The sequence below is a fragment of the Candidatus Cryptobacteroides sp. genome, assembly GCF_056207615.1.
In genome coordinates this window covers 1-12,346 of the sequence record NZ_JBAEER010000083.1, presented here as the reverse complement: position 1 = coordinate 12,346, position 12,346 = coordinate 1, and the positions used below count along the sequence as shown (strand labels likewise).

The window sequence follows — 12,346 nt, the reverse complement described above, 5'->3', positions numbered from 1 at the left end:
GATGACGACGACGAGCATGAGCACGGTCATCATCATCACCATGATCACGACCATCATCACCATCACCACCACCATCATCATCACGATGGCGAAGGTGAGGCGGACGAATACGGAATCGGAACCTTCGTATACTACCAGAGGAGACCGATCGACATCAACAAGTTCGACAATTTCGTTGCCAAGCACTGGCCAAAGGGCATCATCCGCACCAAGGGTATCTGCTACTTCAGCGACCAGTACGACGAGTGCTTCGTGTTCGAGCAGGCCGGCAAGCAGATGTCTCTGCGCGGAGCCGGAAAGTGGTATGCATGCATGCCGAAGGAGGAACTCGAGCAGATGATGGTCATGGAGCCAAGTCTCAAAGCGAACTGGGATCCGTTCTTCGGAGATCGCATGCAGAAGCTCGTATTCATCGGACAGCATCTCGACAAGGAGGCTATCACAGCCGCCCTCGACGCCTGCCTGGCATAGTTAATTCATTGACATAAGAAAGCCGATCCTACTGGGTCGGCTTTTTATTATTTACTGGCGCAGCGCACAGGCATTCGGCTCCGCCTGCCTTCGCTTCGCTCATCCCTCCCAGCTGACGCTGGGCCCCTCCCATTCATGAGGCCATGGGCGGCCACAGGCGTCTGGAGCCGAATGCCTGCTGCGCCTGCAACTCCGGATTATCCCAGTACCTCATCGTATCCCTGAAGAGGGTGTCGCGGCTCGAGTCCAGGGCAGATATCTCCTTCAGCCAGCCCTGGACCGTATGGTTCAAATGCTGTCAAATACTCAAAAAGAGCGCGATGTTTATGATTATCATCGCGCTCTATCAATATAGCAGTTTGTCTTAAACGAATAAACTTATAGCCCTGAAAGACATATGTTTACGGTTCGTCAGAATCATACACTCTTCTATACGGGAAATAATCATAGTCCCGACAAAGGGAATCACAATAATCGTATCTCCTATAGTCCTGATCAAGATACATGGATTTTATAATACTCCGAGCATGCTTATTTCCCATTCTTAGGCTCATACATAAGTGTTCAAGCGCAAACTTCTCATCTTCAGCACTCAGCTTTTGAGTCTCCTTTTCAATGTAATAAAAACAACTGTAGATAATCCAGTGAGCATCTGAAGAATTTGTCTTATTCGCTAGATATAATGCATAGTATAGTACATCTTCATTCTTATCGCCATACCAAAAGTCATATTCTACCAAAGCCTCGTCTGCATCTGTCCCTGCGTTCAATATACGTTCCTGCAACACTTTAGCATCAGGCAAACTTGTCATAGGAGACGCAGTTTGTCCTTGAGCGTAGATATTTGGATTCACTATGATAAACAACAAGCAAAAAATCCAAATCGTTGTTTTTGTTCTAGTCATATCTATTTTCCGTATTAGAGTATCTATTAATAAAATCAACAACATCTTCCGTAGACGAAAAATGTCTAAAAAACACATCAGGAGCAACTCGAGACTGATAAAGAAGTTCGCCTTCGTAGAAAAAATTCCACATTCCGTCGCCTTTCTCCCCATTTCGCTCTATTCCATCCACATATAATTTGTCACTCGGAGCAACGACAACGTTATTAAAAATTTTCGAAATCACGGCTGCAATTGAACCCTCTCCTTTTCCAGTCTCACAAGAATGTAACACTACCATAGTAATCTCATTCGTTAATGATTTATCTACCCACGTTGTGCTATTTTGATTAAGGAAATCCAAAAACGTCTCTTTAGCATCTTTTTTCGTAACTGAATTACCATCTTCAGTCGAAAAACCTCTAGGCTCACCATGAGCCCAAATCTGAATTAAATAATCTTTATCAGGATAATTCACAATGAAGCCTTTAATCTTATCATTATCGGACTTAGTATTTGTCTCAGAGACTCTCAATAAGTGAATCTTTTCTTGCCCATCCGGATCCACGAAGTTGATCGGATTCCCCGCACAGTAGGAGTAAGGACTGATCCCCGGATACTTCTCCGCGATAGGATCCACCGTAGTCCATCTTCCAAGGAAGCTGTCGTACTGCCTTGCGCCGAAGTCAAGCCACCCGGTACCTCCCAGAGGCTGAATCTCCTTCCCCGCGAACCGCCACCTGTTGCTGTTCACCGTCGCCATCGAGCTGTCCGAGTGACGCTCTCCGAAAGGATAGTAGTCGTTCCTCTCGAGGACGCTTCCTGAACCGCCATGCCTTGTCAATGATCTCAGGTTACCGTTCCTGTCGTAGGTGATACCCTTCTCGGCCCAGCTCTTGCTGCCGGGGAGGCTCGCCTCCGTCAGTCTCCAAAGATAGTCATAGTTGTAGTCATAATCAAGAGTACCCGACGATGACAGCCCGCTTCCGTTGCGGCTGTCCGGGATGCATATTTAAATATTGCAAGAGTTCTCGCGATAAAAGTTTTCAACAATTGCAACTATTGTTTGTTAAATGCTTAATTGTCAAAGAAATAAACATCTCTTTAGTTTAGAAATTTTCTAAACCACATAGGTACTTATAACGGTTTTGTTACAAATAGTATACGAGACAATAGAGGCTGACCTTTTTGGTCAGCCTCTTCTATGTTATTAAAGATGCTCGATCCAGTAACGGAGCATTGTCTGGTAGAGATGGTAAGTGGTATTCTCTCGCTCAGAGATTCCGTGAGTACGCATTGGATATGCCATCATCGAGAACATCTTGTTCTGCTTTACGAGCTCGTTCACGAGCATCTCACAGCTCTGGTAGTGGACATTGTCGTCACCGGTTCCATGGATGAGGAAGAGGTTGCCCTTAAGACCTGAAGCGTAGTTGATAGGTGAACCCTTGTAGTAGCCCTCAGGATTGGTCTGAGGGAGTCCCTGATACCTCTCCTGATAGATGGTATCGTAGAGATACTGAGAATATACGCCAGCCACTGCGATACCGGTATTATAGAGCTCTGGATGCTTGAACATGAGGTGCGCGGTAGAAGAGCCACCACCGCTCCATCCCCATACGCCGATACGGTCAGCGTCGACGAAGGAGAACATCTCGATGATCTTTGCGACAGCCTTTGCATGGTCCTCGATGGCGATATCACCTACCTTTCCGTAGATGGACTTGCGCCACTCGCGACCACGGTAATTGTGGGTACCGCGAGGATCGACGCTCATCACGATGTAGCCGTTCTCGTTGAGAACCCTGTTGTAGAGATCTGAGCTCCAGCTGTTCTGGACGGTCGAGGATGCAGGCTCGCCGTATACGTTGAAGATGACCGGATATTTCTTGTTCGGATCGAAGTTGCGCGGTTTGAGCATCCATGCGTCGAGTTCGAAGTCGCCACCGATGTCGACCTTGAAGTACTCGCGATAGTTGAAGCCCCATGAATCGAATTCAGCCTTGACGTTCGCACCGTCAGCGTATACCTGAACGGTCTTGTGGTCAGGAAGGGTGATGAGCTCGGCCTGGGTAGGAGTCCATGCGTTGCTGAAGCTGTGCACGGCGTATTTGCAGTCCTCGGAGATTGAATATCTGTGGGTTCCCACGAGGCCTTCCGGAGTCACGCGCTCGTCCTTGCCCTTGCCGTCGAGACGGCTGCGATAGAGGTATGACTCGGTTGCATTGTATGGAGATGCCATGTAGTATACATATCCGCCCTTCACATCGATGCGGAGGATGTTCATCACGTCGAAGTCGCCCTTGGTGATGAGCACCTCGCTCTTGCCGTCGCGAGCCATCTTGTAGAGGTGGAGCCAGCCGTCCTTCTCGCTGGTCCAGGTGAATGCGCGGTTCTTGTCCATCCAGACGATATTGTCGTGGATATCGAGGAATGCGTCATCGTGGTCGGTGAGGAAGTTCTCGAGACTCATGGTAACGGCGTCACCGTACCATACAGTATTGGTGTTCTGGAGACGGTTGAGCTGCTGGATCATGACGATGCCGCTGCCTGAATCCGGAACGAAGTCCATGCGGGCGATGTAGTTCTGGCGAGGGTCACCCGGGAGATCGAACCAACGGGTAGCGCCGTCAGCAATCTCCACGACTCCGACCTTGACCGCACTGTTAGTAGTTCCTGCCTTAGGATAAGGGAAAGGCACGTTGAACGAGTAGACTGAGTCGATGTTGTTGATGATGTTGAACACGCCTGTGCCCTCTGTGTCTGAGCGCCAGAACGCGATCCTCTTGCTGTCAGGGCTCCAGCGGAAGCCGTCACGGCAGCTGAGTTCCTCCTCGTATACCCAGTCGAAGGTACCGTTCACGATCACGTCGTCGCCGTCGCTGGTGAGAGCCTTGCGAGTTCCGGTAGCGAGGTCCTCGACGTACACATTATTATAATATACATAGGCAGCCTTCTGGCCGTCAGGAGAAATCTTGGCGAACATCAGACGAGACTCGTCAAGGCCCTTTCCGAGCTGCTTGAGCTCATTGGTAGCGAGGTTGAGCACCCAGTAGTCACCACGGGTGTTCTGACGCCATACCCTGCGCGAGTTGGTGAAGATAAGAAGCTTCGAACGGTCTGCAGACCAGGTGTAGCTCTCGACGCGGAGAGGCTCCTTGGCTCCAGCAGGAATGAGTTGAGCTGCGTGGACCATGACAGTCTTCTTTCCTGTCTTGATGTCGGTAGAGACTATGTCCATACCCATGATCGCACCATTGGCAGATGCACCTCCGGATACTGCGCTCGGCTGGTTGTCATCAACTGCCGCTGCCCTTTCAGATGCAGATGGGATGATGAGACTGCGCTCGTATGAATCATACGAACTGCCTGTGCTCCACCTGATGGAAGGAGCGCCCGAGGTCTGGGTGAAGGTCCTGTTGACATAGATGTCCTCGAGAGTGAGGACCCTGTCCTTGTTCTGCGCGGTCTGCGCATAAAGTGACGCCGCAGCGAGCATGGCTGCCGCAGCGAATATCATTTTGATTGTCTTCATGGTCAGCATTAACTTTACTGTACCGCGAAGTTACGAAAAAAAGCCGGTTTAGAGCAGTCTGTCCTTGACATACTTCTCGAATGCGTCCTTATACGCGTCCGAGACATGGATGAGTTCGCCTCCGACATGGATGTCGTTGCCCGTATACACCGCATCGATCTTGTCCATCGCGACGATGTAGGACTTGTGTACGCGCATGAAACGGGGCGATGGCAGCATCTCCTCCATACCCTTCATCGTCGAATGGGTCACGAGCGGAGACTTCCTGCCGGTGATGTAGACCATCACGTAGTCACGCATGCCGAGGACATAGATGATGTCCGAGAGAGGCACTTTGTGGAGAGTCTTGTCGGCCTTGAGGAAGATGAATTCCTTATCCTGCTGGTTCTGCGCAGGGGCAGCGCTCTGTGCGGGCGCATTCTCTGCAGCATCCTTGAGATCGAACCACTGGCGGGCCTTCCCTATCGCCTCCAGGAACTTCTGGTATCGTATCGGCTTGAGAAGGAAGTCCAGCGCAGACACCTCATAACTGTCGAATGCGTACTGCTTGAAAGCTGTGGTGAAGATGATCCTGGTGCAGTCCGGGACCATCCTAGAGAGTTCGAGTCCGTTCAGGTCCGGCATCTGGATGTCGAGGAACACGAGGTCTGGACGAAGCTCGGTCAACGCGGAGAGAGCCTGAACCGAATCCGTGAACGAGGATTCCAGAACCAGCCCCGGAGTCTTGGAGATGAAATTCTCCAGCATCTTCACTGCGAGCGGCTCGTCATCTACGACTATGCACCTTATTTCTCTCATTTGACTATTGACTTGAGTCTTACCATGGACTTGTACATTCCGTCCTGCGGACCGCAGACGTATTCGTATGAACCCGGATAGATGATGTCGAGGCGACGCTTCATATTCTCCAGACCGATGCCGGAACCGATGTGATCGCTCTCCTGCTTGGGGAAAAGCGAGTTCTCACAGCAGAACACGAGGTCTTCCCCATCCTGGTGCATATCTATCCTGACGAAGGACTCCTTCCTGGCGTTCACTCCGTGCTTGAAGGCATTTTCGATCAGCGAGATGAACAACAGCGGGGCGATCCTGACGTCACCGCGCACTCCGTCGAGGGTGCATTCGACGGTGGTAAGCTCGTTGCAGCGGAGCTTCATCAGGTTAACATAGTTCTGCATGAACTCTATCTCCCCTTCCACAGGGACGGTCTCGTTCTCGCTGTCGTAGAGGGCATAGCGAAGAAGGTCGCTGAGCTGACCTATGCTGTCCTGAGCCTTCTCTGCGTCGATCTGGGTGAGGGACGAGATATTGTTGAGGGTGTTGAAAAGGAAATGCGGGTTGAGCTGGTTCTTGAGCCACGAAAGCTCAGCCTCTGCAGCGTTCCTGCGCTCCTGCTCGTATTTCATGATGAGGTCGTTCGAGCGTATGAAGCTCCTAAGTCCGATAGCGATCACCACGATGAACACGTTCATGCAGGTGGCAGTGAAGATCCTGAAGAACCTCATTCCCCAGATCACTCTGCGCGGGATATGGCTGATGACCTCGTCCGGGATAGGAGGCATCTGAGGCCTCGGGATGGACCTGGACACGATAAGGGCGATAATAGCGATGTTGACCGCGTAGAAGATGGCCTTCTTCTTGCCGTCACCGAAGAAGAGCCTCGGTATCAGCAGAAGATAGTTCAGGAAGAAGAGCACACAGGCCGGTCCAGTCGTGTGAAGCGAGGCCTTGAAGGCGTTCAGGACGGTGCTCCAGTCCCTTGCAACGGGTACTGAGGACAACACAGGAGTGATGATCATCACTATCCAAATGATGATCATCACTATCCTTATCGGTTGGTTCAAATCAGGTTTCTTCATTGATCGTTATCTTTGTCGCAGACAAATATAACAATTAATAGTTATTCATGATAGAACCCATGCTTTCTGAGAAGCTCTGAGTGTTGAGCTCGCTGTCCTCTGATGCCCTTCTCGATGGCTTTCTCTTCATCGACGTGGTCTGCTTTCCGAATGAGTAGCTGAGGCTGACAGAGATCTGGCTCATAGGAATCTTCGCGAGGCTCTCGCTCTTGAAGCCGTCACCTGCGACGCTGTTCTTGATCACGAGGTTGTTGAAGTTGGTAAGTCCGCAGGTTCCGTTGATGCTAACGCTGAGCTTGTCGTCAAGGAAGGACTTGGTGAGGCCTGCAGTTGCAAGCGAGATACCGTTCGAACGTCCCTGGAGGCTGACTGATGAACCGGTGGTGATCAGGTTGGCGCTGAGGCGGAGATCCCAAGGAAGGGTCTGCTGGAGGCCGAGCATCACGTTGTATGACCATCCTGAGTTAGCCTGGCTGAGGAGCTCTGAGCTCATGTCGCTGTAGCTTACTCCACCGTTGATGATGATTCTGGTCTTCGAGCCTGGAGTGATCATCATGAATGAGCTGAGACCGATGCTCTGGTTCCTTACGATGTTGCCGTAGGTGGTGTTCAGCACACTGTTCGCGTCATAGAAGCTGTACTGTGCGATGCCGTTGTCGGCGAGGCTGTAGCGGAGGGTGTTGTTCATCATGAACTTAGGAGTGTAGATATTGTACACGAGGCTTACGTTGTGGGTGAGCTCGGTCTTGAGGTCGGTGTTACCGTAGCTGATAGAGAACGGATTGGTGATGTCTACGTATGGATTGAGGTAAGTGATACCAGGGCGGCTGATTCTCATGTTGTAGGAGAGGCCGATGTTCTGGCTCTTGTTGATGTTCCACTGGAGGCTTGCGCTTGGGACGAGGTTGCCATAATTGAGACGGAAGTCCTCACCGTTGCCCTCGAGGTATTCCACGTTCTGCCAGGTGTACTCGTACCTGAGTCCGCTCTTCACGCCGAATGATCCGAAGTGGCCGTCATACTCGAGATATGCTGCGCCGATGGTGTTCCTGAAGTGGTAGTCAACGCTGCCGAGTGCGGTCTCGACGAAGCCGTTGCCGTCCCAGAGGTAGTTGGTCTGCTGTGAGCTGTTGCTTCTGTACTGGAGCTTGATACCGGTGTTGATGGTGCTGCTGAGTCCGAGAGGGCTGCTGAAATCCACCTGGCCGATGTGGTTCACTGAATTGTTGCCACCTACGGTCTTCCTGTCGGTGAGGTCGAAGCCGGGTACCACTGCACCGCCATAGCTGTTGCTGTTGTTGTTCACGGTAGGAGCAGCGCTGAACTGGTATGATACCACGAGGCTGCGTGCTGGCTCATCTTCCCATGTATGTACATAGTCTGCGCTTGCGCTGATCGAGTTGCGGTCGTTCTTCATCTGCGAGTTACCCTCATATCCGAGTTCGGTGCCGTCTGCGAGTACCATGTCCATGGTGTTGATTCCCTCGCTGCTGTTGCCGAAGTGCATGTATCCTGCGGTCACGGAGATCGAGTTCTGGTCGTCGATTTCATATCCGAGGCTGAGGTCGACCATTGCCATAGGGGTCTTCATCTCGCTCTCGCTGTGGTTGCGGGTGATGTTCTCGCCGCCCTCCACTTCCTGGATGCGCTCCTCGTCGGTGACTGCGCCCGGGCTGTAGTTCATGTTCGCACTTGCGTTCACGCTGGCCGAGAGCTTACCCTTCTGCGCACTGTAGAACACGCTGCCGCCGAATCCGCGGCTTCCGCCCTGTACACGTACGGTACCATACTGGCCGTCTGCGATGTTAGCACCGCCGGTGACCTCGCTGTTGGTGGTGATGTTGAGGACTCCACCGACACCTTCTGCATCATACTTCACTCCCGGGTTGGTGATGACCTCGATGTTCTTCACTGAGCTTGCAGGCATGACCTTGAAGATCTCAGAAGGGTTGCTTGAGAGCATCTGGTTAGGCTTTCCGTCCACGAGCACCTGGAAGTTCGAGCTTCCGTTCACGGTGATCTTGTCCTGACCGTCCACTGTTACCATAGGGACCTTGCGGAGCATGTCGAGGACGGTGCTGGTCTGCGAATCCACATCCTCAGACACCTTGTAGGTCATCTTGTCGACACCCATGTCAACGAGATTCTCCTGTGCAGTGATGGTTGCTGCATTGAGTGCCTCTGCGTCATACTCGACGGCGATCGTACCGAAATCGTAGTCATTCTCGTCGCTGAGAGAGAAAGGCATGCGGACATCCTTCCTACCGAGATTGCTGAAGTAGAGGGTGTAGTCACAACCGTCGGGAAGAGACTGGCTGAACATTCCGTTCTCGTCAGTCATGGTATAAGCCACGATCTGGTTGTCAGAGTCGAGGAACTGTACGACTGCGAAGCTTTCTGCCTCGTGGCTTTCAGAGTCCTGTACCGAACCGGTAACGTTGACGTTCTTTGCGAATGCTGCTGAGCTGAGGATTGTCAGAGCGATTGAGAGGATGATGTTCTTCTTCATGATATTGCGTTTTTTTGTTTTTCCGTTTGTTTCTGACGCAAAACTATGACAGAAGAAAGGCAGTCCGTCCTGTTTTTAGACGAACTGCCTTATTCCTTCGACGAAACGCCGAATTATGGGTCAAGCTTATTTCTCGATCACGAAGATTGAGAAGCTGAGAGGAGCGACGCTAGCCTTGAGAGACTGGCCCTCGCCTGCGAATCCAGCCTCGGTAGGGACGATGTTGGTAGGAGCCTCGATAGAGTTGTCCTCGTAGATCTTGTCGCTGTTGAGGTCGATACGCTTCACTGCCTTCACGATGTCCTTCTTCTTGAGGCCGGTGAAGTTGAAGGTAACGTCCTGAGCCTTGTCAGAGGTGTTGGCTACCTTTACATAGATAAGGTTGCCGTCCTGTACTGAGCTTGCGAAGAGACCGTTCTGATCATCGTTGCCTGCAACAGGCTTACCGTTCATGCTGAGGGTAAGTACGTTCTGGCCCTTGTACTGGCCATAGAGCTGCTGTACATGCCAGCTTACGGTGCGGAACGAGTTGAGGTTGTCGAACCAGATGAGGTCTGGACGCCACTGCCATCCTTCTACATGTGCGAAGAGAGGTGCATAGGTAGCCATGTGGACGATGTCGGCGTTGCGCTCGAGACCGGTCATGAACGCTGCCTCGAGGATGGAAGCCTTGTAGTGGTTCCACTTCATGCCGGTTGCGTGGCAAGCATACTCACCTGCGAATACCTTTGGACCCTTGCGGTCGTAGTTGTCGTAACGGTTACCCTGTGAGAGGAACCAGTTGTATGGACGGTAGAAATGCTCGTCTACGAGGTCTGCCTTGAGTTCTTTCATCTGAGGCCAAAGGTAGTCGAACTGCGCGCCCTCAGAGTCCGGACCTGACGAGCCGACGATCTTGATCTCAGGATGCTTTGCACGCATCTGGTCGAGGAATGGCTTGAGGTGATCAGGATAGAGTTCGTCCCACTGCTCGTTACCGATACCCAGGTACTTGAGGTTGAATGGGGCAGGATGGCCCATCTCTGCGCGGAGAGCACCCCACTTTGTGTCGACGCTGCCGTTTGCGAACTCGATGAGGTCGAGAGCGTCGTCAATGTATGGCTGGAGTTCTTCTACCGGCACATGCGCGTGAATGTCATCGTTCTGGAACTGGCATGCAAGACCGACGCTGATGATAGGAAGAGGCTCCGAACCGATTTCCTCACTGAGGAGGAAGAACTCATAGAAGCCGAGTCCGTAGCTCTGGAAATAGTCAGGATAGAGTCGGTAAGGGAAGGTATATTCCCAACGGTTTTCGTTGATAGGACGGTTCTCGACCGGACCGACGCTGTTCTTCCAGTTATAGCGGGTCTCAAGGTCTGTACCTTCCACGATACATCCGCCCGGGAAACGGAATATGCCCGGCTTAAGGTCTGCGAGGGCCTGTGCAAGGTCCTTGCGCATACCGTTCTCATGACCCATCCAGGTGTCGACTGGGAAGAGAGATACGTGCTCGAGGTCAACCCATGCTTCACGGGTCTCCATGAATACACGAAGATGTGACTTCTCCATGGTCTCGGAAGGCGTGATGATGACCTGGTACTTCTTCCAATCCCTTGAGTCGATGGTTATGGTATTCTTTCCGAACTCATGGATCTCACCCATGGAAGCAGTGTTGACGAGCTCGACGCGGATGGTCACCTGCTTGTCTGAACGGGCCCATACAGAGAATCTGTAGTCCTCACCCTTCTTCACGCCGATTCCGAAGAAACCTTCGTTCTCGAGTCCGGTATGCTTATGAAGGTGGCCGGGATCGCTGAGACGCACATAATGTGGACAGCGCTCGAATGGACCGTCATTGCGTACTTCCACCTTACCGAAGGCTTTCCATCCCTGAAGAGCATCATTAGGAAATTCGAATGAGCGGTTCTTGACGAGCTCGGCATAGAGACCGCCGTCTGCTGCGTAGTTGATATCCTCGAAGAAGATACCGTACATGGTGTCCTGGATAGGAGCACCGACCTTCTTGACATTGATGTCAAAGTCATTTGTCTGTGCGCTCATTGCAGTTGCCGCTGAGAGCGCAAGAACTGATGTAAGAAGATTTCTGAAATTCATTTGATATGTGGTTTGATTTTTCAATTTTGGCAAATTTAACTATGTTTGTTAAAACGAAAGTGGACAAATAATGGTCAGAGGTGGAAAATTATACATAATTACAGTGCTATTCTTGCTCCTCGTCGGATTGCAGGGAGCCCAGACGCATGCCGCCTCAGACATTGCGTCGACCCGCCTGGCCCGCTTCACTGACGTTAGCGACAATCTGCCGAACGACTTCGTGGACGATGTGTTCCAGGACAGTTTCGGATTCATGTGGATTGCAACCTCGGGAGGAGGACTATGCAGATACGACGGATATGAGATGATCGTGTTCTCCACCAATTCCGAGACAAAGATAAGCAACAACTTCGTAAGAAACGTGGCAGAGGACGCCTTCCATCGCCTCTGGGTGTGCACGGAAGGCGGTTTCAGCGTCATCGATCTGAATACGCTCAAGGCCATCGAACTTCCGGAGAACGAGCTCACGAGACACCAATATGATTTCTGTTCTTTCCTCACGATAGACACGAAGGGTTGCCTCTGGCTCAACTGCGGCACGACCATTCTCAGGGTAAGCTTTGACCACCGGGGTGAGATTGCCGAAATCATTTCTTGCGAAGACCCTAGACTCAGTCCTCAGAACATAGTGTTCGAGGATGTGGACGGAGATGGCAGCATCTGGGTGGACCTGGCCGGACATTTATATAAGGTTAGTGCAGACAGGGCAGGTGGATTTTCGACCACAGCCGTGCTGGGAAATTTCAGCATAAGGGAAGACGCATACATCTCGGATTACCTGAAGAAGGACAACGAACTCTGGATATCATCGAACGACGGCCTGTATCGATACAACCTGAGTTCCGGCAATTGGAAGCTCTATCTCCACTCCCCTTCGGACCCACGCTCGCTTTCACAGAACTTCATAACCGGACTTGCACTCACTTCGGACGGACAGCTGCTTGCGGCGTCCTTGAAGGGACTCAATGTCTATGACAATCTCAGCGACGAC

9 protein-coding genes are annotated in these 12,346 nt (G+C 51.6%); 2 read left to right on the top strand and 7 right to left on the bottom strand.

Annotation, left to right across the window (positions count from 1 at the left end):
- On the top strand, positions 1-471 hold a 471-nt coding region (locus AC06ND_RS04975; RefSeq protein WP_475677888.1), incomplete at its 5' end, for a CobW C-terminal domain-containing protein.
- 401 nt (positions 472-872) lie between these two features.
- On the opposite strand, the gene AC06ND_RS04970 is transcribed toward AC06ND_RS04975, so the two are convergent.
- From AC06ND_RS04970 to AC06ND_RS04940, 7 genes are all read right to left on the bottom strand, one after another.
- Positions 873-1,376, bottom strand: coding sequence for a hypothetical protein (locus AC06ND_RS04970; RefSeq protein ID WP_475677887.1), 504 nt, complete (start codon positions 1,374-1,376; stop codon positions 873-875).
- Positions 1,369-2,199 carry an RHS repeat-associated core domain-containing protein gene (locus tag AC06ND_RS04965; RefSeq protein WP_475677886.1) on the bottom strand — a complete coding sequence of 277 codons (831 nt, stop codon included), beginning with the start codon at positions 2,197-2,199 and terminating at the stop codon, positions 1,369-1,371. The genes AC06ND_RS04970 and AC06ND_RS04965 overlap by 8 nt, the downstream gene beginning before the upstream one ends.
- Positions 2,200-2,565: 366 nt before the next feature.
- Positions 2,566-4,890, bottom strand: coding sequence for a S9 family peptidase (locus AC06ND_RS04960; RefSeq protein WP_475677885.1), 2,325 nt, complete (start codon positions 4,888-4,890; stop codon positions 2,566-2,568).
- Positions 4,891-4,938: 48 nt separating this feature from the next.
- Positions 4,939-5,688, bottom strand: coding sequence for a LytR/AlgR family response regulator transcription factor (locus AC06ND_RS04955; RefSeq protein WP_475677884.1), 750 nt, complete (start codon positions 5,686-5,688; stop codon positions 4,939-4,941).
- A complete protein-coding gene (locus AC06ND_RS04950; protein WP_475677883.1) occupies positions 5,685-6,749 on the bottom strand; it encodes a sensor histidine kinase in 1,065 nt (354 codons plus the stop codon). The genes AC06ND_RS04955 and AC06ND_RS04950 overlap by 4 nt, the downstream gene beginning before the upstream one ends.
- Before the next feature lie 34 nt (positions 6,750-6,783).
- On the bottom strand, positions 6,784-9,258 hold the full coding sequence (locus tag AC06ND_RS04945; protein ID WP_475677882.1) for a TonB-dependent receptor domain-containing protein: 2,475 nt from the start codon (positions 9,256-9,258) through the stop codon (positions 6,784-6,786).
- Between the two features lie 126 nt (positions 9,259-9,384).
- The gene (locus tag AC06ND_RS04940) at positions 9,385-11,355 is read right to left on the bottom strand and encodes an alpha-L-arabinofuranosidase C-terminal domain-containing protein (protein ID WP_475677881.1); all 1,971 of its coding nucleotides are present in this window, start codon (positions 11,353-11,355) and stop codon (positions 9,385-9,387) included.
- A 103-nt stretch (positions 11,356-11,458) separates the two neighbouring features.
- Here AC06ND_RS04940 and AC06ND_RS04935 point away from each other — a divergent pair.
- Positions 11,459-12,346 (top strand): ligand-binding sensor domain-containing protein (locus AC06ND_RS04935; protein WP_475677880.1); only part of this gene is annotated, 888 nt, incomplete at its 3' end.

Excerpts from the sequence above, each read along its gene's own strand:
- AC06ND_RS04960 (WP_475677885.1), bottom strand. The coding sequence starts at position 4,890 with ATGAAGACAATCAAAATGATATTCGCTGCGGCAGCCATGCTCGCTGCG.
- AC06ND_RS04955 (WP_475677884.1), bottom strand. The coding sequence starts at position 5,688 with ATGAGAGAAATAAGGTGCATAGTCGTAGATGACGAGCCGCTCGCAGTG.
- AC06ND_RS04940 (WP_475677881.1), bottom strand. The coding sequence starts at position 11,355 with ATGAATTTCAGAAATCTTCTTACATCAGTTCTTGCGCTCTCAGCGGCA.
- AC06ND_RS04970 (WP_475677887.1), bottom strand. The coding sequence starts at position 1,376 with ATGACTAGAACAAAAACAACGATTTGGATTTTTTGCTTGTTGTTTATC.
- AC06ND_RS04950 (WP_475677883.1), bottom strand. The coding sequence starts at position 6,749 with ATGAAGAAACCTGATTTGAACCAACCGATAAGGATAGTGATGATCATC.
- AC06ND_RS04945 (WP_475677882.1), bottom strand. The coding sequence starts at position 9,258 with ATGAAGAAGAACATCATCCTCTCAATCGCTCTGACAATCCTCAGCTCA.